The organism is bacterium (genome assembly GCA_035454885.1).
Lineage (GTDB): Bacteria > UBA10199 > UBA10199 > JACPAL01.
The window spans coordinates 1-20,423 of record DATIGE010000007.1 but is presented as its reverse complement, the minus strand read 5'-3'; the positions used below and the strand labels follow the sequence as shown (position 1 = coordinate 20,423).

Annotated in this window: 19 protein-coding genes; 7 read left to right on the top strand and 12 right to left on the bottom strand. The window is 62.5% G+C overall.

Annotated elements, in window-relative coordinates; genetic code table 11:
• The coding region (locus tag VLJ37_01925) for a hypothetical protein (GenBank protein HSA58428.1) at positions 1–1,947 on the top strand (1,947 nt) is incomplete at its 5' end.
• 5 nt (positions 1,948–1,952) lie between these two features.
• Here VLJ37_01925 and VLJ37_01920 read toward each other — a convergent pair.
• The 9 genes from VLJ37_01920 to ribD form a co-directional block, all read right to left on the bottom strand.
• Positions 1,953–2,741 carry a cobalamin-binding protein gene (locus tag VLJ37_01920; GenBank protein ID HSA58427.1) on the bottom strand — a complete coding sequence of 263 codons (789 nt, stop codon included), beginning with the start codon at positions 2,739–2,741 and terminating at the stop codon, positions 1,953–1,955.
• A 63-nt stretch (positions 2,742–2,804) separates the two neighbouring features.
• Positions 2,805–3,893 carry an Mrp/NBP35 family ATP-binding protein gene (locus VLJ37_01915; protein HSA58426.1) on the bottom strand — a complete coding sequence of 363 codons (1,089 nt, stop codon included), beginning with the start codon at positions 3,891–3,893 and terminating at the stop codon, positions 2,805–2,807.
• Between the two features lie 21 nt (positions 3,894–3,914).
• A complete protein-coding gene (locus tag VLJ37_01910; protein ID HSA58425.1) occupies positions 3,915–4,433 on the bottom strand; it encodes a M17 family peptidase N-terminal domain-containing protein in 519 nt (172 codons plus the stop codon).
• Positions 4,430–4,834, bottom strand: a complete 405-nt coding sequence (gene nusB / locus VLJ37_01905) for a transcription antitermination factor NusB (protein ID HSA58424.1) — start codon at positions 4,832–4,834, stop codon at positions 4,430–4,432. Before nusB ends, VLJ37_01910 begins: the two co-directional genes overlap by 4 nt.
• Entirely contained in the window at positions 4,827–5,291 is a 465-nt protein-coding gene (gene ribH / locus VLJ37_01900; protein ID HSA58423.1) for a 6,7-dimethyl-8-ribityllumazine synthase, read from the bottom strand. Before ribH ends, nusB begins: the two co-directional genes overlap by 8 nt.
• Before the next feature lie 39 nt (positions 5,292–5,330).
• Positions 5,331–6,569: a bifunctional 3,4-dihydroxy-2-butanone-4-phosphate synthase/GTP cyclohydrolase II gene (locus tag VLJ37_01895; GenBank protein HSA58422.1), complete on the bottom strand. Its 1,239-nt coding sequence runs from the start codon at positions 6,567–6,569 to the stop codon at positions 5,331–5,333.
• Positions 6,550–7,152 carry a riboflavin synthase gene (locus VLJ37_01890; GenBank protein ID HSA58421.1) on the bottom strand — a complete coding sequence of 201 codons (603 nt, stop codon included), beginning with the start codon at positions 7,150–7,152 and terminating at the stop codon, positions 6,550–6,552. Before VLJ37_01890 ends, VLJ37_01895 begins: the two co-directional genes overlap by 20 nt.
• A 65-nt stretch (positions 7,153–7,217) precedes the next feature.
• Entirely contained in the window at positions 7,218–10,001 is a 2,784-nt protein-coding gene (locus VLJ37_01885) for a S8 family serine peptidase (GenBank protein ID HSA58420.1), read from the bottom strand.
• 239 nt (positions 10,002–10,240) lie between these two features.
• Complete coding sequence (gene ribD, locus VLJ37_01880; GenBank protein HSA58419.1) at positions 10,241–11,353, bottom strand: bifunctional diaminohydroxyphosphoribosylaminopyrimidine deaminase/5-amino-6-(5-phosphoribosylamino)uracil reductase RibD; 1,113 nt, start codon at positions 11,351–11,353, stop codon at positions 10,241–10,243.
• Between the two features lie 56 nt (positions 11,354–11,409).
• On the opposite strand from ribD, the gene panD reads away from it, so the two are divergent.
• Entirely contained in the window at positions 11,410–11,808 is a 399-nt protein-coding gene (gene panD, locus VLJ37_01875; protein ID HSA58418.1) for an aspartate 1-decarboxylase, read from the top strand.
• Between the two features lie 26 nt (positions 11,809–11,834).
• Here the strand turns inward: panD and VLJ37_01870 are convergent, their stop codons facing one another.
• Positions 11,835–12,314, bottom strand: coding sequence for a hypothetical protein (locus VLJ37_01870; GenBank protein HSA58417.1), 480 nt, complete (start codon positions 12,312–12,314; stop codon positions 11,835–11,837).
• Between the two features lie 135 nt (positions 12,315–12,449).
• Here VLJ37_01870 and ilvC point away from each other — a divergent pair, with 135 nt between their 5' ends.
• Both ilvC and amrB read left to right on the top strand, forming a co-directional pair.
• Entirely contained in the window at positions 12,450–13,520 is a 1,071-nt protein-coding gene (ilvC, locus tag VLJ37_01865; protein HSA58416.1) for a ketol-acid reductoisomerase, read from the top strand.
• Positions 13,521–13,539: 19 nt separating this feature from the next.
• Positions 13,540–14,355, top strand: coding sequence for an AmmeMemoRadiSam system protein B (gene amrB, locus VLJ37_01860; GenBank protein ID HSA58415.1), 816 nt, complete (start codon positions 13,540–13,542; stop codon positions 14,353–14,355).
• A gap of 3 nt (positions 14,356–14,358) precedes the next feature.
• Here the strand turns inward: amrB and VLJ37_01855 are convergent, their stop codons facing one another.
• Positions 14,359–15,996, bottom strand: coding sequence for an NHL repeat-containing protein (locus VLJ37_01855; GenBank protein HSA58414.1), 1,638 nt, complete (start codon positions 15,994–15,996; stop codon positions 14,359–14,361).
• A 91-nt stretch (positions 15,997–16,087) separates the two neighbouring features.
• Complete coding sequence (locus VLJ37_01850) at positions 16,088–17,452, bottom strand: MBL fold metallo-hydrolase (GenBank protein ID HSA58413.1); 1,365 nt, start codon at positions 17,450–17,452, stop codon at positions 16,088–16,090.
• 114 nt (positions 17,453–17,566) lie between these two features.
• Here VLJ37_01850 and gltX point away from each other — a divergent pair, with 114 nt between their 5' ends.
• Genes gltX through VLJ37_01835 form a run of 3 tightly spaced genes read left to right on the top strand, consistent with a single transcriptional unit; the run spans position 17,567 to position 20,319 of the window.
• Positions 17,567–18,958, top strand: coding sequence for a glutamate--tRNA ligase (gene gltX / locus VLJ37_01845; GenBank protein HSA58412.1), 1,392 nt, complete (start codon positions 17,567–17,569; stop codon positions 18,956–18,958).
• Positions 18,955–19,743 carry a phosphatase PAP2 family protein gene (locus tag VLJ37_01840; GenBank protein HSA58411.1) on the top strand — a complete coding sequence of 263 codons (789 nt, stop codon included), beginning with the start codon at positions 18,955–18,957 and terminating at the stop codon, positions 19,741–19,743. The genes gltX and VLJ37_01840 overlap by 4 nt, the downstream gene beginning before the upstream one ends.
• 6 nt (positions 19,744–19,749) lie before the next feature.
• Positions 19,750–20,319 carry a hypothetical protein gene (locus VLJ37_01835; GenBank protein HSA58410.1) on the top strand — a complete coding sequence of 190 codons (570 nt, stop codon included), beginning with the start codon at positions 19,750–19,752 and terminating at the stop codon, positions 20,317–20,319.
• Positions 20,320–20,423: the final 104 nt, after the last annotated feature.

Sequence of the window (20,423 nt, the reverse complement as noted above, 5' to 3'; positions counted from 1 at the left end):
TACAAGCTCCCTTCCCAATGCGGCAACGGCAGCGTGGACACGGCGGCGGGGGAGCAATGCGATCCGAAGGCGCCGAACGATCCGAACGCGCCCTACTGCACGTCGGAGTGCAAGATCGACGAGTGCCTGAAGACCTCGGTCGATACGGCGAGCGTCGCCTATCAATGCTGCAAGGCCTACCGTTACCCGGAGACGCAAACCTCCCGGAAAACGTTTGAATGTTGCGTCGCGAACAAGGGCCTCCTGTCTGCAGAGCAGGTCAATGCCTGTCTCTCGGCGACCGCGACCACGCCGGTCGCTTACACCCGGGAAATCGCCTTCCTCGCCTCGCCGAAGACGGCGGAACCTGCGAAGACGATTTCGGTCTCGGCGGCGTACGAAGCCCCCGCCCTCGCCGACATCCCGTGGGTCGAGCAAATGCTGCCGCAGGAAAAAACGGCCGTGCTCGGCCGGAAGGTGGCGCTCCCCACCGCGGGCGATGACCTGACTCCGCCGCCCCCACCCGACACGCAGCCCGCGGACAAATGCCTGGAGGATTTTCCGGACGTGAATAGCCAGGGTTATAATTGCTGCAAGGAGTACAGACCGACCCGAAAGATCATCAGCCGTGAACTGAGGGGAACAGCCCGGCCCTTGGCAAATTACTTCGAATGCTGCATGGCCCCCGAAAACACCGACGGCGTCCTCGACCAAGCGGAGATCCAGGCCTGCGAATGCAAGTCCCGGCCCGACGAGCCTCTCTGCAACTGCCTGGGAGCGCATCAGGCCGATTTCCTGAACGGCTGCCTGGCCGCCGGCGGATCCACGGATAAATTCACCTTTGTGCCCGAGCCTCCTACTTACGTTTATGATTTGGGGGGCTTGAACTCCAAGCTCGGCAATCGGCTGAAGATCACCCTGCCCGCCTGCGCCTGCGCCGCCCCGCAAACGTTCCAAGCGCCGGACGACGCCTGCGGCGCCATCGGCAATCAGAGGGGCTTCCGAGTGCACGACTTCCCTTGCCTATACCCCGATCAGGTGAAAAAGGCGGGCTACCCAGCGGAGACGGTACCCGAAGGTTATCGAATCACCGCGCCCATGTCGTCGGATGAGTGCGTGAGGCTGGGGGGTTCGGCGGTCTCCAAAGTCCCGGCGGTCATCGAAGGGCAGACTCAAAACGATGTGGCGGTGGCGGCGTTAACCGCCGTCGACAGAGCGGACTACCTCCCAGTCGACCGGGTCAGCGAAACGCAGCCGGCCAATGAGGTGACCTGTACCTTCGTCAAACCCGCCTGCCCCTGCACGCCGCCGCCCCCTCCCGAGACACAGCCGGAGACTGCGCCGGAAGAACCGCCTCCGCCGGCTCCCACGACGCCGGAGGCCAAGGTGGCGCCGGAATTTCGGATGGCCATCTCCGGCTGGGGCGATTCTCATGCGGTATTGATGGATACCGCGGAGGTCATCTCTCTCAGGGAGGCGACCCCCGAGCTGCCGAGACAGGCGATCACAAGCGAGGCGGCCTTCCGGTTGTACAAGGCCTACGCCGAATACGACAAGAACCCGAATCCGGAGAATCTTGCCAAACTCCGCGCGGTCGTGAACGAGAATATTCTGGGAGAGGTCAAGGAGACGCCTCATTACGGCCTCATGCTGCTCACGCCCCCTCCGAAGGACCGCGAAGACGAGGGAGCGGCCGCCGTTGAGGCCGATTTCGCCGCTATCCGGGCCCAGTTCGTCAAGAAGGCGATCGAACTGAACCCGGCCGACGGGAGGCTCAAGGTCAACGCGCCGGAGGCCCTCGAGGTCTTGCGATCGAACGCGGCCGCGCTAGCGGCCGATGGCGAACCGGAGATCGTCTCGATGAGCCAGTTATTCAAGACCGTTTCGGCCAGCGGTCAGCCGCCTATCATCGAGATCACCGTCGACGCCGCGCAGGTCTCGGGCGGCGGCTGTTCGCTCCTTCGCTGAACCGCTCAGTCCCTTCCGTTTTGAAAATCCCGCACATAATTTAGAATTTGCCTCGTTCCCTCAATCAATCTCGGCCCGGGCCGGACGAATAACGTGTCGTTCACGGGATAGACGCGCCCGCTTTTCACCGCCTCGATCTCCTTCCAGCCCTCCCGGGCCTCCAGAATCCGCGAATTCACCCGGCCTCCCATCCCGCACCAGGAAAGCAAAATGATCTCGGGGTTCCGTTCCCTCAACGCCGCCGCCGGGATCGTCCGGCGCTCCGATCCGACCTCCGGGAAGAGTTCGGGGTGCGTGGGCCGGCCGCCAGCGGCCTCGCTCATCTCCTGGATCCAGCCGATCCCGACGATGAGCGGATCGCCCCACTCTTCGCAGAAGACCCGCGGGTTTTTCTCGAAACGCGAGGCCTCCTCGCGGATCAGAAAAAACTCCCGCTTCATCCGGCTCACGAGATCCCCCGCCTCGAAGGTTCGGCCGAAAAGATCTCCCAGGAGGCGGATGTTGTCGAAGATGCTCTGAAGGCTGTGCGGGTGCAGGACGACGGTCCGCACGTGCCGTTCCGTCAAGTCCCTGACAATCTCTTTTTGGACGGCAGTCGAGCAGATGACGACGTCGGGCCGGGCCTCCTCAAGCGCCTGGGCGTCGAGCTTGAGAAAATCGGAGACCACGGGAAGGATCTTGACCTCCGGCGGCCAGTCGCAGAAGCGGCTGACTCCCGCGAGATCCTCGAAGAGGTTCAAGGCGCAGAGGATCTCGGTCACGTCGGGCGATGTGGAGACGATGCGGCAACGCACGTCCGCAATTGTATTACAGAGCTACACAAAAATAATACGAAGATTAGCTCAGCACTGACGAAGTCAGTGTTGAAGGGACGGCAATTCCAAGCCCTTGGAAAAATTCTGGACGCTCTGGTGCGCGGCGATCTGGCGAGCGAGCTCGTGGAAGCGCCGGGTCTGGTCCGACTTGGGTTCGCGGACCACGATCGGGTCACCGGCGTCGCCGCCGACACGGGTTTCGAGCTCCAAGGGCAAGGTGCCCAGGAGGTCGACGCCCAGCGCCTTGTATTTGGCGGCGTCGCCGCTCTTGCCGAAGATCGGCGTCGTCTCCTTGCAATGCGGGCAGGAAAATCCGCTCATGTTTTCCACGATGCCCAGAATCGGCACCTGCGTCATCTGGAACATCTTGATGGCTCTCTTGACGTCGGCGAGAGCGACGTCCTGAGGCGTCGTGACGACGACGGCCCCCGAGATCGGGATCATTTGGGAGAGCGAGATCTGCACGTCGCCCGTTCCCGGAGGCAGATCGAGAACGAGGTAATCCAGGTCGCCCCACTCCACCTGCTCCAAGAACTGCTGGAGCATCTTGGCGAGCATGGGCCCCCGCCAGACGACGGCGTCGCCCTCTCCCATCAAGAAACCCATCGACATGAGCGGCATCCCGTAGCGGACGATGGGCGCAATCCTGTTGCCGGAGACGATCTTGGGCTTTTCCCCCTCCGTCACGCCGCACATGATGGGGATCGAGGGGCCGTAGATGTCGGCGTCCAGTAGACCCGTCTTCGCGCCCTCCTGCTGGAGGGCCAGCGCCAGATTGACCGCGACGGTCGACTTGCCCACGCCTCCCTTGCCGCTCCCGACGGCGATCACGTTCTTGACGGTCGCCAAGCGGTCGGTTTGTCCCATGGGCCGCGCCGATTTCACCTCGGCGTCGAACTTGACCTGGATCTCCGTCGCTTGGGGCAAACGCCCCCGGAAGGCGAGCTTGACGTCCTCCGTGATCTTGTCCTTCAAGGGGCAAGCGGGTGTGGTCAGCGTCACCTCGACCGTCACCTTGTTCCCTTCGATTTGGAAGTCCTTGAGCATGCCCAAAGACACGATGTCCTTGTGGAGTTCGGGATCGATGACAGTTCTCAACACCTCCACGACTTGTTCACGCGAAATACCCATGATTTTTCCCTTTTTCGAAATTTATGCGTACGAGAGAGAGACTTGCGCCCCGAAGTCCATGTTCCGCTTCTTGGCCTCGGAGATCCACTTGGGGTCCTCGGCGCAGACGACCTGGAAGTCGTCGTGTTTCGCCGTCAGCGCGCTCATGAAGCTCCGGAGCATCGCCCGCCAGCTCATGAAGTCCTTGGAGAGATCGCCGAAGGAGACGATGACATCCGGCGATTTCAGCAGCGCCAGCTTGTCGATCAGCGTCGCGAAACCTTCCTCGAGCTTTTTCTCGGACACGTCGCCGGAGCCTCCCAAACCGAAAAGAAGGATGTCCTTGGTCGAAAGCCTCCCCTGCGACGGCATGATGAGGGCTTCTTGGAATTGGCCTGAGAGACGGCCCCTCAGGATCAGCTCGGAGAGACGGCCGTTCAAACGCCAGTCGATCAGGCTCGTGGAGCCCCGAAGCGGGCGGACGTCCTCGAAGAAGGTCGCGAGCGTGACTTGTCCGGGGACTTCGTCGATGGGCAGTGCGGAGAGAACGAGATTGATCACGCCTTTCTCACCTCTTTGGCGACCTTGTCCAAAATCCCGTTGATGAAGGCGCCTGAGTCTTCTGTACCAAACTTCTTCGCGATTTCAATCGCCTCGTTCAAGACCACGCTGGTCGGCACGTCGTGGAGGTAGAGGAGCTCGTAGACGGCGAGACGGAGAATGTTCCGGTCCACCACCGCCATGCGGGCCATCTTCCAATGGAGCGAATGGCGTTCGATCAATTCGTCGATTTCCTTGCGATTCCGATAGGTCCCATCGAGAAGATCCGTCGCAAACTTGCGCCCTTCCTCGGAGACGTCTTCATGGGCCCGCTCCAGGACGGACTTGGGGTCCGCCCCCTTGACCTCCATCTCGTAGAGGAGCTGGAGGGCGAATTCTCTGGATTTCCTTCGATCACCCACGCTTCACCAACCTCGCCATTTCGATCGCCACCAGGGCCGCCTCGGCCCCCTTGTTTCCGTGCCTTCCGCCGGAACGTTCCATCGCCTGGCGGATCGTATCGGTCGTCAGCACGCCGAAGGCAACGGGAACACCGGTTTCCAGCATCACCTTCATCACCCCGTAGGTCGCTCCCTCGCAGACGTATTCGAAGTGCGGCGTCCCGCCCCGGATGACTGCGCCCAACGCGATCAGGGCGTCAAAGGGCCTCCGGGCCGCCATTTTACGGAGCATCACCGGGATTTCGAACGCCCCCGGCACCCGGACCGTCTCGACCTTCGCCACGCCCTTGGAGGCCAACACCGTCTCCGCGGCCCGGAGAAGCTTGTCGGTCACCGCTCCGTTGAATCGGCCGGCAACGATGCCGATCGCCAACCCCTTGCCCGAAATGTCCGAGCGCACGCCCGAGGATTTTTTCATAACGATCCATACCGCGGAGGGCGAACACGAGGTTCGCCCCTACACCTTTTTCAAAATGTGCCCCAGCTTGTCGCGCTTGGTTTCGAGATACTTGCGATTCACCTGATTCGGATCCATCTCGATGGGCACCCGGTCGACGATGGAGAGGCCGTAGGCCTCGAGCCCCACGATCTTGCGCGGGTTGTTGGTCAGAAGCCTGAGCTTGCGGACGCCCAGCGAGGCCAGGATCTGCGCCCCGATGCCGTAGTCGCGCAGGTCCGCCTTGAATCCCAGTTTCTCGTTCGCCTCCACCGTGTCATAACCCTCGTCTTGCAGGGCGTAGGCGCGCACCTTGTTCATGAGGCCGATGCCGCGGCCCTCCTGGCGGATATAGAGGAGGACGCCCTTGCCCTCGGCCTCGATGATCTCGAGCGCGCGCTGCATCTGACGGCCGCAGTCGCATCTCAAAGACCCGAACGTATCGCCCGTCAGGCACTCCGAGTGCACGCGGGTCAGTACCGGCTCGCCGGGCTTGATCTCGCCCTTCACCAGCGCCACGTGGGTCGCATTGTCCACGTCGTTCTCGAAGGCGACCATCTTGAATTTTCCGAATTCCGTGGGCAGCTCCGCCTCCGCGACCTTGCGGACCAGTGTCTCACTCTGCAGGCGGTAACTGATCAGGTCCGCGACGGAGACGATCAAGAGGCCGTGCTCCTTGGCGAATTCATCGAGGTCCGTCCTGCGAGCCATCGTCCCGTCCTCGTTCATGATCTCGCAGATGACGCCGGCGGGCTTGAGCCCCGCCATGCGGGCGAGGTCGATCGATCCCTCGGTCTGTCCGCTCCTCACGAGCACCCCGCCCGCGCGGCCCCGGAGCGGAAAAATATGACCGGGCTTGGCCAAATCGGACGGCTTGGTGCCCTCCGCGATTGTCTTGAGGATCGTGACCGCGCGGTCTTTGGCGGAGATGCCCGTGGTGACGCCTTCGCGGGCGTCGATGGAGACGGTGAATCCGGTGCCGAACTGGGAGGTGTTGTCGCTCACCATCATGGTGAGGCCCAACTCGTCGCATTTTTCGGCGGTCAGCGAGAGGCAGATGAGGCCGCGGGCGTGCCTGGCCATGAAGTTGACGGCCTCCGGCGTCACTTTTTCGGCCGCCATGGCGATGTCGCCCTCGTTCTCGCGGTCCTCGTCGTCGACCAGGATGACCATGCGGCCCGCGCGGATCTCGGCTAAGGCGCGCTCGATGCGGTCTTTAGCGCCCTCGATGAGTCCTAATTTAGGCTTTCTTTCCGCCATAACGGCTTAAAGATTCGAGGTATTTGCCCACCATGTCAACCTCCAAGTTGACGGGGTCGCCCGCCCGCTTGGCCTTGAGATTCGTGGCCTGGAAGGTGTGGGGGATGACGGCCAAGGTGAAACTCCGCGGGGTCAGGCGGTTGACCGTCATGCTGATGCCGTCCACGGCGACCGACCCCTTGGGGATCAGGTAACGCCGCAGGGCCTTTGGGAATGAGACCTCGATCTCCCAGGAACCACCCGGTTTCTTGACAGACCGGATCCGTCCCACGCCGTCCACGTGGCCTTGCACCAAATGCCCGTCGATCCGGTCGGCCAAGCGTAGGGGCCGCTCCAGGTTGACCAGGGAGCCGACGTGAACGCCCTTGAGATTCGTGACTCTCAGGGTTTCGTGGGAGAGTTCGGCCTCGAAGGTCCTTTCGGACTTTCCGACAACCGTCAGACAACACCCGTTGACCGCGATGCTGTCGCCCTTTTCTAAGTCTTTAAGCGCAAATGGGGATTGGATTCTCAGTCGGCTGCCGCCCCTGAGCGGAGCGACCTTCAGGACTCTCCCCGTGCCCTCGACAATGCCCTTAAACACGATGAACTCCGAAAAAAACCAAAAGGCTGAATCGCACCTTTGGTGTGGACCCGGAGGTAACGTCTTTAATAGATCAGGACAAGATCGTTTTTCTTCGTCGTGGCGGTGACTTCGATGGCCTCGGGATTCGTCAGGCTGGGGTAAGCGAAGCAAGGCTCATCCTCGCCGGCCACGCAGATGTTGCCGTCAAGGTTCGCGTCCACGCCGGCCAGCACGTAGTAGGAGCCCGGGGCGATGCCGCCGAATTGGAAGTTGTAGTTCGCCGTAAAGTCCGTCTTTGTGTAGTACTGGGCCGAGCCGCTGTCGGCGTCGATGAGGAGGATGATCACCTCGCCCATGTCCACCTCGTTTTTGAATCCGCTGCCTCCGCCCGCGAGGAAGTCCTCGATCTCCTTGCGCAGGTTACCGGCCTCCGTCCCGCCGGAGGTCGTGGCCGTTCCGACTTTCATCTTGATCGCGATCGGAAGGCTCCCCGCCGAGGAGTTGACCGTCACCGTGGCCGTGTAGTCGCCCGGGGGAAGTCCCTCGCGGTTGATCGTGAAGGTCATCTGCGACGGGGTCGTGCCGCTGGTGAGCGTCGCGGCGAGCCAGGAGCTGGGGCCGGTGTCCACGTGCTTGGTCGCCGTGATGCCGGACACCGAGCCGCACCCGCCGCTGATAACCACCGTGTGCGTCGTGCCCATGGGACCGAAGTCGACGTTATTGGAGGAAAGTCTGAGGGTCCCGGTCAAGGCCGAGGGCGAACCGGCGATCTCGCGGCCCTTCAGCAACGCCCCGCAGGCGTTGACCAGGCCGTAGCCGTAGTACTTGTCGCGTCCGGGGGTGCCGAGGTCGACCGCCGAGGCGCTTAGGGCCTGCTTCATTTGATTGACGGTCAAGGCCGGCGTGTCCGACCAGACGAGGGCCGCCACGCCGGAGACGTGCGCCGCGGCCTGGGAGGTCCCCATGAGCTCGGCGTATCCGCCCAGGACCGACGGATGGACCGTGCTCAGGATGGAGGCCGAGCCGGACCCGCCCGGGGCGACCAGGAATTGCGAGTTGTTCGTGTCTCCGCCGTAGTTCGAATAGGCGGCGGCAAAGGTCAAGTTCGCATAGACGGCGCCGATGGAGATCACGTTCGGGTTGGCCGCCGGGTAGAAGGCGCATGTGGGATCGCTCACGTAGGATCCGGAACTGTTGACACAATAGCCGGGCCCCTTGGCCTCGTTGCCCGCGGCGGCGACGATCAAAACGCCCGCGGCCGAGGCGTCGTTGATGGCTTCGTTCAAGGGCGCAGCGTCCAGGGGGCTCAAGGGAGCGCCCAGGCTCAGGTTGATGATGTCCGCCTTGGGGCGGGTCTTCGTGGAGGGATCGCAGGTCGTCCAGGCGGCCGACGACTCGTCGATGGCGAAGGTACCCGCGGCGGCCCCATCGGTCACCGCCGTCCCCGTGGCGCAGTCCGCGACGTTCTTGAGCTTCGCCGCGTAATAGATGGCCTGCGCAACGTCGTCCAACGTTCCGTTGCCCTCAAAGCCCATCGCCCGGATGGGGAGGATCTTCACGGAGGGCGCGATACCGGCGATCCCGGCGCCATTGTCGATCGCGGAGGCGATGATGCCTGAGATGTGGGTCCCGTGCCAGCTGCTCCCGCCCGGGAGGCCCAAACCGGTCTGGTGGTCGCCGGGGTCGGTCGGGTCGTTGTCGGGCCCGGGCACTCCGTCGAGGTCCAGATCCTCGATGCCGGGGATCTTGTCGTGGACGAAGTCGTAGCCGTCGGTCTTGAGGACCTTGCCCGTGAGTTCCGGGTGGTCGACGATGCCCGTATCGATCACGGCCACGACGACCTCCTTGGTGGGCGTCACCGCCGCCCAGGCGTCCGTCACGTTCATCGCGTCGAGATTCCACTGCTCCGCATACAGGGTGTCGGTTGGCTCGGCGAAGGAAGCGATGCCCAACACGCGGTCGAACACGGCCCATTCCACGGTGGGATCTTTTTTCAACGTCTCAAGGGCCTTTTCGCCTTCCACATTGAGCTGATCCAGGGCATCAACCCTGGCGGCGGCAATCTCAGAAAGCGTTCTTGGCGCCCCCGCGACGGTCAACGACGCAAGCCCTAGAGGCATGAGTTCACGGAGGTCGATCCTGCTGTAACCCGCCCGTTGGACCACGTTGTTTACCATCACCGTGGAAAGCGCCGTTGAGAGCTTGCTAGAAACCGATGAGACCGTCAGGGCCGCAGGGGAAGGGGATCCCAGATCGCCACCCCCTCCGCTGCCCTCCGGCTTGAATTTCACAAGAATCCTATTTCGGATGGGCCGGCCCGCCATACTCGATGTCTTCACCGAACTCACCGTCACGCCCTCGTCGCCGACGGTCTGCGAGACTTGGATCTGGCCCCCCAACTGCGGGCCGTCCAGGTTGCCCGTCACCTTGAAGTAGACCTCGGTGCCCAGGGTCAACTGGCCCGGGGCCTCGGCGGTCGGCTCCGTCACGGTATAGGGGCTCTCAAAGTCCGAGATCTCCGACAGGTCAAAGAGGATCTTGTTCTTCTCGATGTCGTATACGCCGACGTCGACGCTGAACGTGTCGCCGCCCGGGCGGATCGCCACGATACGGATGCTGTGCGGGTCCTTGGTATTCGGCTTGTCGTAGGGGTTGTACGGGTTGTCGTCGGCCGGGTTGGCGGGGACCTTGATGGACTCCTCGTTGAAGACGAGGAGGATGCGGTCGCCCTTGGCGTTCAGTTTCTCAGCGACCCACTGACCGGTCAGCTTGTTGTCGGTCCCGCTGAGACTCTTCCCGCCCCCGCAGCCGGCGGCCAGGAAAATGACGGAACTGATGAGGAGAGAGAAAAAAATCCGCTTTTTCATGTCGTGTCCTTGCCTTTGAATTATTGGTGCAATCCCCGTGCCCATGCCCATTCTGACGATCAGTTCGTAACTTACTGATTCTACTTATTTTTTCTGACCATTCCCCGCTGTCCCTGTGTCAAAAAACACCCTTTTTTCAAGCGGTCTCCGACTGCAGGTCTAGAATAAGCATCGGCATGGAAAAGAGCACCGGTTGCGTGCCCGGATTCATCGCGTAACCATCCGTATACAGAGGTTTTTCAGAGATCCGTTTCGAGCAGGAGATCGCGGCCGATCCGCCGGGCGCTTCGGGCCTTGGAACCCAGGATTTTCGAGGCCCGGGACGAAGGCGGAAGCGCGGGAAGACCTCGCGGCCCGAGGCGTTTTGGGGCCACGAAACGGATCAGACGGTCCACCAGCCTTTTTTCCAAAAAGGCCGACCAGACCGTGGGACCGCCTTCGACCAGGAGATGCAAAACGCCACGAAGCGCAAGCGCGCGGAGAAGATCCGAGAGGTCGACCCTGCCTTTCGAAGTTCGTTTTCTCGTCAAGGACGTCGCGATCCAAGTCGGGGTCGCGGATTTGAGACGGAGAATCCTCGCCTCCGGCGGAATCCGGCGGCGACCGTTCAAGACGACGCGGATCGGGTCCCTGCCCTTGAGTTCCCTCAAGCGCGTCGTGAGCCGGGGATCATCCGTTAGGACGGTCCCCGTGCCGACCAGGATGGCGTCGACCCGGTCGCGCAAGGCGTGGACGTAGGCGTCGGCCTCGGGGCCGGTGATCTTGTACGGGCGAACCTTGTGATCGCCCTCCCCGCGCAAGCCCACCTTTCCGTCCGAAGTGATCGCCATCTTCAACGTGACGAAGGGCCGTTTCTTCGTCCGGTGCGTCACGTAGGCCTCGTTGAGCCTCCGGCATTCTTTCTCCAGGATGCCCACGCGCACACGGAGACCCGCCTTGCGGAGGATCGCGATCCCCCGCCCCGACACGCGCGGATCGGGGTCCTTCATGCCGATGACGATGTCTTGGATGCCGCTCTTGATGATGGCATCGGTGCAGGGCGGCGTGCGCCCGCCTTTTTTGGGGGGGCAGCAGGGTTCCAGCGTCACGTACAACGCAACGCGGTTTCGGCGCGAACCCTGTGTCAGCGACAGCAGCCCCGTAGTTAGGGGTCGCCCGACGCGTTTGGGGCGAATACGAGATTCGCCCCTACATGCATCCCGAATCGCCTCGATCTCCGCATGCGGCTGCCCCGGTCCCCGATGAAAACCCCGTCCGACGATCGTTCCGTCCTTCACGACCAGCGCCCCCACCGTGGGATTGGGCGAGGTCCGGCCTTCTCCCAGACGGGCCAGGTCCAGGGCAACTGCCATGAATGCCTCCTGTCGATCTCCTTGACGCATTACGGCCAAAACATTAGTCTTTTCATGTGGCTTTTTACACCACTCTTTTGAAATGCAAGATCCACCGGGCCCGGGTGACGGAGGCCGACCTGCACTATGAAGGCAGCTGTTCGATCGATACCGATCTGATGAAGGCGGCGGGTCTCGTGGCCCACGAGCACGTGCATGTTTGGAACGTGACCAACGGCAACCGTTTTGAGACCTACGTGATCCCGGCCGCGAGGGGCTCCGGCATGATCAAGATCAACGGGGCGGCGGCGCACCAGGCCAAGAAGGGCGATTTGGTGATCATCACGAGCTTCGCGCACTACGACGGGGCGGCGATGAAGAAGCACAGGCCAAGGGTCGTCTTCGTGGACGACCACAATCGCGTGAAGAAGATCGCCCACAAGAGCGGGAGCGGCGATCCCTTGCCGGTCATCTGACTTGCCGTCATTTTGAAACGGATCACCTAAAACAAATTCACGAACGCCCCCAGCCCGACCTCGACGCTGCTGCGTTCGATGTCGCCCAGACGGAGGCCGGTGCCGACGTTTAGTGAGAAGCCCACGTGGCCGAAGGTGGCCGACACACGACCAAAGATCCCCAACTCGAACTCAGGGGAACGGCCGGAATCGAAGATCACGGCGCGCGGATTCACCCCCGCGCCCAAATAGACCACCGGGGGAAACGCGGCAAAATGCGCCTCAACCGCACCCCCCACCGTCGTGAGGCTCTCGGAATTCGCGCTGACGGCCTCCTCGCGTCCCGCCGTCCCGGCCAGGATCACTCGAAAGCTTCGGTACTCGTCGACAAAGGCATGTAAATTGGCTCCCAGCATGGCCTGATACCCGAACCGGTCGCCCCCGCGGGGCGCGCCCGGCCGCGCAACGTAAAAGCCCCCCACCCCGCCGATGAAATCGGTGCTTTGAATCCTTGCCCCGTCTCCCATGTGAACCTCCTTAATTGGCACCGGGACCTTCGGCGGAAAAATGCAAAGGTTGCCGCGAGGTAGAACTGCAACAATTTCCCCCTAGACGACTCTCGTCCGGATTACGTATAAGGCTCGCTCTTTTCGGGAGGAATCATGGCCACGATCTATTACGACAGGGACGCATCGCTGGAGCCGCTTAAGGGCAAGAAAATAATCATCTTCGGCTATGGCTCCCAGGGGCACGCGCACGCGCTGAACCTGAAGGACAGCGGGCTGGACGTCTCGGTCTGCCTTCGGGCCGGCAGCGCTGCCATCGACCGGGCCAAGGCGGCGGGCGTCAACGTCATCACCGACGCGGACGAGGCCGCGAAGATCGCCGATCTGGTCATGATCGTCGTCCCCGACGAGCACCACAAGAAACTCTACGACGACCACCTGGAAAAGAACCTCAAGAAGGGCGCCGCCCTCTTTGCGGCGCACGGCTTCAACATCCATTTCAAGAGGATCGTGCCTCGCGCCGATCTGGACGTCATTCTGATCGCGCCCAAGGGGCCGGGGCACCTCGTGCGGTCTCAGTTCCAAGAAGGCTTCGGTGTGCCGTGCCTGATCGCCGTCCACCAGAACGCCTCGGGCAAGGCCAAGGAGATCGGGCTCGCCTACGCCAAGGGCATCGGCGGCAGCCGCGGCGGCGTGCTGGAGACCACCTTCAAGGAAGAGACCGAGACCGATCTTTTCGGCGAGCAGGCCGTCCTCTGCGGCGGCGTCTCGTCTTTGATCCAGGCGGGATTCGAGACCTTGGTCAAGGCGGGCTACCAGCCGGAGGTCGCCTACTTCGAATGTCTCCACGAGGTGAAGCTGATCGTCGACCTCATCTACAACGGCGGCATGGCCAACATGCGCTATTCAATCTCCAACACGGCCGAATACGGCGACTATACGCGCGGACCCCGCATCATCACGGATGCGACCCGGCGCGAAATGGAAAAAATCTTGAAGGAGATCCAGTCCGGCGCCTTCGCCAAGGAGTACATCGAGGAGTGCGAATCGGGGAATCCCACCCTCGAGAAGAACCGCAAGTATTGGGCGGCGAGCCTGATCGAAAAGGTGGGCGAGAGCCTCCGTTCCATGATGCCCTGGCTCCAAGGCTCGGTTCAAAAGCGCGAACAGCACACCGGAGAGACGATCTCCGGCCTCGCGAAACGCGAGACCTCCAAAAAATCCTGATTTGGGTTAGAATGCGCCCATGGCGCAACCCGTCCGTCCACCCGCCGTTGCCGGTTATTTCTATCCCGGGGAACCCCTCGCCCTTGAGCTCGAGCTCGACCGCTGTCTCAAGCAGGCGACCTCCGCCAAGTCTCATGCGATCGCCGTCGTCGTCCCCCATGCGGGCTACAAATACAGCGGCGCCGTGGCCGGCGAGGTCTACGGCCGCATCAAGATCCCCGGCCGGGCCGTCATTCTCTCGCCCAATCACACCGGAGAGGGCGTCCCCTATGCCCTCATGATCGAGGGCGCGTGGCGCACGCCCCTCGGTGACGCCCGGATCGACGTCGATCTCGCCGCGCGGTTTCAAAAAAACTGCCCTCTCCTGGAAGAGGACGCCGCGGCCCATCAGGCCGAACATTCGCTCGAGGTCCAAATCCCGTTCGTCCAAAGGCTGAAGCCGGACTTTTCGTTCGTACCGCTGACGCTCAGCTACATCCCGTTCGAGAAATGCTCGGAGGTCGGACGGGCGCTGGCCCGGACGATCCGCGAAACCCCGGAACCCGTCCTCATCATCGCGAGTTCCGACCTCAACCACTACCAAGACCAGGCGACGACCGAGGCGAAGGATTTTGCAGCCATCCGCAGGATCGAGGCCCTCGATCCTCAAGGGCTCTATGAGACGGTCCGGAGGGAGAGGATCTCGATGTGCGGGATCATCCCGGTCACCGTCGCGCTCGTGGCCGCCTTGGAGCTGGGTGCGAAGAAAGCGGAACTCGTCCGCCACGCGACGAGCGGTGACGTCACCGGAGACCATAAGGCCGTGGTCGGGTACGCGGGTTTGGTTATTTCCTAGGAATCAGCGGACCAGAGAGCAACCGCCGGATCCGGCGTCTCCGCCGGTCGTTCCGCCCGTGGTCCCTCCGCCGCCCGTCGTTCCGCCGGTGGTCGAGCCACCCGTGTTGGTGAAAAGGATCCCGCGCGGCCCGTCGAGGGCGCCGAGGGTCGAGGTGACAAAAAAGCCGAGTGCGGCGCCGGTGTCTCCGTCGTAACGGGTCACGGCGTGGTTGTGGAAGCTCGCCACGTAGAGATTGCCATCCGGACCCCAGGCCTGGCCCACGGGTCCATTGAGACCCCCCGAAGTCGCCGGCACGAAGGTATCGATGAACGACCCGTCCGAACCCTTGTAACGCAGGATGCTGTCCGTGATGAAACTCGAGACGTACAAGTCTCCGTCGGGGCCCCAACTCATGCTGACGGGGCCGTCGAGACCGCCCAAGGAGGGCGTCACGAAGAAATCCAGGAAGGCGCCCGTTGACCCGTCATAGCGGATGATGGCGTCGGTCTCCGAACTCGTCACGTAGAGATTGCCGTCCGGGCCGAAGGAAAGTCCCTCCGGACCGTCCAGACCGCCCAGCTGGGACGTCACAAAGGAGTCGATGAAGGTACCATCCGTCCCGTTGAACCGGATCACGCTGTCGGTCAGGAAACTCGCAACGTAGAGGTTCCCGTCGGGCCCCCAGACAAACTCCACGGGACCATCGAGACCGCTCAATGTCGACGTCACAAAGGCGTTCATGAACTCCCCCGTCGCTCCATCGTAACGGAGGATGGAATCCGTCTCGTAGCTCGCCACATACAGGTTCCCGTCCGGTCCAAACCCGATGCCCTGCGCCTGATCCAGCCCCCCCAAGGACGGGCTGACGAAGAGATCGATGAACGATCCGTCGCCGGAGTCAAATAGAGGGACGAGGCTGTTGTCGCGGCTGGAAATGAGAAGCTGGGGGACCTCCCCGTCGAGGGTCACGCCGGCCGTCGCCTCGGCGCCACGAGACGGAGAAGGGAGCAAGAAACCTCCTCCTTCGTTCGGCACGTCGGGGGCGCTGAGGGAAGTCAGCTCCTCCGCAAGGCTCAAACATTCCACTTCGAGGTCGTCGACCAGAAAGCCCTGCCCGGAGTTGGAGATCCCATCGCCCGTCTCACCGACCAAACGCAAGCGGAGACTGGCCCCGGCAGGCCGAATCTTCGAATATGACTGCCAAACACCGCTGTTCTGAACGAGGGCGGTGCCACCCTGTCCGCACCCGTTGCTGGCGATCGTTGAAAATCCGCCGCCGTTGACTTCCACTTGAATGCGGGCGCGATCCCAAGAACAGTCCTCTTCATATTCCATGAAATACTTGAGGCGTATCTGGATCTCGCCGCACCCGCTCGTATCGATCACCGACGAGGTCAACTCATCCGTATCTCCGTTGCTCCCAAAATTCCCGCAACTCCCGTTGTTTCCCCACCGCGCAGTGCCGGGCCCGGAATGCCCCCCAAGGGCGTTGGCCCCGCAGCCGTTTTGGAAATTCCAGTCCGCGTCGCCATCCGCCCCCGAGGCCGTCGTCGTCCCCAGGCTGGCGTCGAACGTCTCCGAGTAGATGACTTGGGCCGAGGCGGCAACAGGCGCCACAAGGAAAACGGCGAGGATTGCGAGACGAGAAAAGCGATTCATGGATTCCCCCAAGAATGAAATCGAGTCTGCTCTTACCTGACAACGGGCGGTTTTTGCAAGAAAAGACTGGGCAAAGTGAATACAGGTGAATTCAGGAAAGCTCAAAGGTTTCGAGATAGTCCGGCACCTCGCACTCCCAGTGCAGCTCCTCCTCGATGCGTTTGCGGAGGGCCTCGGACGCGAGCGGCTCGCCGTGCGTGATGAAGGTCATTTTGGGCGCCCTCTGGAACTTGCGGAGCCATTCCAGGATCTCGTCGGCATCCGCGTGGGCCGAGAGGGTGTCGATCAGCTTCACCTCGGCCCGAACGGGCACCTTGCCCCCATGGATCTTGATCTCGTCGGCCCCGTCCATGAGCGCCTCCCCGCGCGTCCCGGCCGCCTGGAACCCGACAAAGAGGATGAGGTTCCTCGGGTCGGGCGCCAGGAGCTTCAAGTGATGCAGGACCCGCCCCCCCGTGGCCATCCCGGAGGCGGAAATGATGATGGAGGGACGCTTTTCAGCCGCCACCCGTTTGGATTCCTCGACGGTGGTCACGAACTTCGCGACGTTAAAAACGGACTGGAACTCCTCCCGGCTGATGGCCAGGTCGCCGTTCAGGTCGCGGAAGATGTGCGTCGCCTCGGTCGCCATGGGGCTGTTGACGTAGATGGGGACGTCCGGCAATTCCCCGTCTTCTTTCAGTTCCTTCAGGAGAAAGAGGACCTGTTGCGCCCGGCCCACGGCGAAGGCCGGGATCAAGACGGTCCCGCCCCGATCCAGGGCCTTCGAGATCACCTCCAAGATGACGGCCTTCGGGTCCTCGTGGGGGTGGCAACGGTCGCCGTAGGTGGATTCGACGACGAGGTAATCCGTCTCCAAAACCGCCACCGGCGGCTTCATGATGTCGGACCGGGGCCGACCCAGGTCTCCCGAAAAGGTCAAGGTCCTCCCCGACACCATGAACTGGACGATGGCCGCTCCCAGGATATGGCCCGCGCGCAGGAACTGGAAGCTCACGTGCCGCGAGAGCTCCGTCCTTTTTTGAAACCCCACCGACGTGATGTACTTGAGCGCCTCGCGCGCGTCGGCCTCTGAATAGAGGGGAAGGGCCGGATGGTGCTTCGAAAACTTATGCCGGTTGGCGAAGTCCGCGTCCTCTTCTTGGAGATGACCCGAGTCGGGAAGGAGCACGCCGCACAGGGCGCGCGTGGCGGGCGTCGCGTAGACGTCGCCCCGGAATCCGTTCTTCACCAGGAGCGGCAGGTAGCCCGTGTGGTCGATGTGGGCGTGGGTCAGGACCACGCTGTCCACGCGGCTGGGTTCGATGGGGAGCGGATGCCAGTTGCGCTGGCGCAGGACCTTGAGCCCCTGAAAGAGCCCGCAGTCGACCATGTAATGATGCTTGCCGAACGTGAGGAGATATTTGGAGCCCGTCACGGTGCCCGTCGCACCGATGAACTGAAGGGATGCGCTCAAGTGAGCGCAGTATGCCAAAAATCCGGTGGCCTTTCAAAAGAAAACTCACTAATGAGGCTCGCCACACCCTGACGGGTGCGATCCAGGGCTTATATTTCTTGGAGGACCTTTCACGTGCCCGAAAAAACCGCTCCCAGGCTTCGATTTGCGCCCTCGCCCACCGGGCATCTGCACATCGGCGGGGCGCGCACGGCCCTCTTCAACTGGCTGCTCGCGCGGCAGCTCAAAGGGCAGTTCATTCTGAGGATCGAGGACACCGATCGCGAGCGCTCGACCGAGGAATACGTCCATTCTATCCTGGAAGGCATGGAATGGCTCCGGCTCGACTGGGACGAGGGACCGTTCCATCAGGTCGACCGGTTCGATATCTACAAAAGCTTCGTCGACCGTCTTCTCTCCGAAGGCAAGGCCTACAAGTGCTACTGCACCCCCGCCGAATTGGACGAACGCAAGAAGGCCCTGCTCGCCGCCGGCCAAAAGCCCAAGTACGACGGGCGCTGCCGGACGGCGGATCAATCTCAGTCCAAGCCATCTTGCGTTCGCTTCGTGAGCGCCGACCAGGGGACGACGGTCGTCCGCGACCTCATCAAGGGCGAGATCGTCTTCGAAAACGCCGAGCTGGACGATCTCGTGATCCAGCGGACGGACGGAGTTCCGACGTATAATTTCTGCGTGGTGATCGACGACGCCCTCATGCGCATCAGCCACGTCATCCGCGGCGACGACCACGTCAACAACACGCCCCGGCAGATCCAGCTCTACGAAGCCATGGGATTCGCTCCGCCCCGGTTCGCCCACCTGCCGATGATCTTGGGACCGGACAAGAGCCGCCTCTCCAAACGCCACGGGGCGACTTCCGTTCTGGCCTACCGGGAAATGGGATTCCTGCCGGACGCGCTGATCAATTTTCTGGCCCGGATCGGCTGGTCCCACGGCGACCAGGAGATCTTCAGCCGCGAGGAACTGATCAAGAAATTCTCGTTCGAGAACGTCGGAAAGTCCGGAGGCGTCTTCAACCAGGAAAAACTCCTCTGGCTGAACGCCCACTATCTCAAGGCCACGGACGAAAAGACGCTGGGAGTCCTCGTCACCCCCTTCGTGGAAAAGGAAGGCGTCACGGTGGTCGCGGACGATGAGCTCTACGGCGCGATCCGCGTCTCCAAGGAGCGTTCGAGGACCTTGATCGAGCTCGCCCAGGCCGTGAAACCTTTCCTGGCCGACGAGATCGACGTCGACGACGCGCTGAAGGCCAAGTTCCTGACGGCGGAAAAGATGGCCCTGCTTCAGGAGATTGTCGCCCTTCTGGATCCCTTGAAGGCGTTCGATGAGGCCGGGATCAAGGCGGCGTTGGAAGGTTTCATCCAGGCCAAGGGTTTGAAGCTGGGCGACGTCGCCCAACCCTTGCGCGTTTCGCTCACCGGCAGCACGGTCTCGCCCGGCATCTTCGAGCTCATGACGGTCCTGGGCAAGGACAGGACGCTCAAACGCCTGAGGTCGGTCCTTTGAAGCGTCTCCTCGCCGCCCTGCTTTGCTTAAGCCTCTCCCTGCCTTCCTTGCCCGGTTTCGCGGAAGACCAGGCCACCGAGAAGGAAAAATGGGAAAAGAGATCGGACCGGTCCGAAGAATGGTTCTTTCACGACCTGCCCCGCCACATCGGCAACGACCTGAAATACTCCTTCTGGAACGGCTGGCACCTCCTCTTTCTCGCCGCCGGCGCGGGGGGGACGGTGGCCGTCCACGAGGCCGACCCGGACATCCGGGAGGCCTTTCAGCCCGAACGGCCGTTGGGAAACACCTTTGACGACGTCATGAATTGGGGCTTTCATCCCCTGATCTTGGGAGGCGCCTCCCTCATCGCGGTCGGAGCCGCCAAGCTGGCGGACGCCGATAAGGCGGCCCTGACCGCCGGGACGATGCTTGAGGCCCTGGCTTTGACCGAAACGATCACCGTCGGCCTTCAATTCGCCACTCACCGGGAGAGGCCCGACGGGTCCAACAGCCGGTCGTTCCCTTCGGGCCACACCTCGGGGGTCTTCGCCCTCGCGACCGTGGCCGAGGTTTATTACGGCCCTTGGGTGGGAGTCCCGAGCTACGTCGTGGCATCGCTGGTGGGGGTCAGCCGGATCGACAAGAACAAACACGCGGCCTCCGACGTCGTCGCCGGGGCCGTCTTGGGGACGCTCATCGGACTGGGGACGGCCAAGTTCCACAAGAAGGAGTTTTCGAACTTCTTTCTGGTCCCGACCGCCGGAAACGGCTCGGCGGGGCTCACGCTCGTCCACACCTTCTGATCTCTTATGAAAATCCCGGCGCGGGAATATTGGCGAAAGGCCGTTCACGTCTCGGGGCTTTTCTTCATCCCCGTCCTCCTCTGGGACCGCGAGGTCTTCGCCGCCCTTCTGGCCGCGTTTCTCGCCTGTTACCTTCTCGTCGAATTCCTGGCCAAACGGGGGATAGCCCTCCCTCTTCTTTCCGCCCTCACCGCCAACTCCAAACGGGACACCGAGCGGGGGCGTTTTTCGCGAGGCGCTCTGTTCCTCGTCGCGTCCGGACTCGTCACGCCTTACCTCTTCGGCCCTTCGGCGGCGGCCGTCGGTCTGACCCAGATCTTCGCGGCGGACGTGCCGTCGACCCTGGCCGGGATGAAGTGGGGGACGAAAAAGCTGCCCTATTCGCCCCGGAAGAGCTGGATCGGATCGTTCACGTATTTCGTGACTGCGTTCGCCGTGGCCCTGCCGTTTGTTCCTCCGCCCCAAGCCGCCGTCCTGGCGCTTCTGGGCGCGATCGTCGAATCGCTCCCCCTCCCGGAGGCGGATAATCTGACGGTCCCGCTGGTCGTCGGGCTGGCCGCCGTTCTGATGACTTAGAGGCTCAATTTCTTAAAGACCGTCTCGGGCAAGATCCGGACGGCCGCCATGATCCACCGCCAGAACCAGGGCAGATAGACGACGCCCTTCTTCTTGAGGATCGC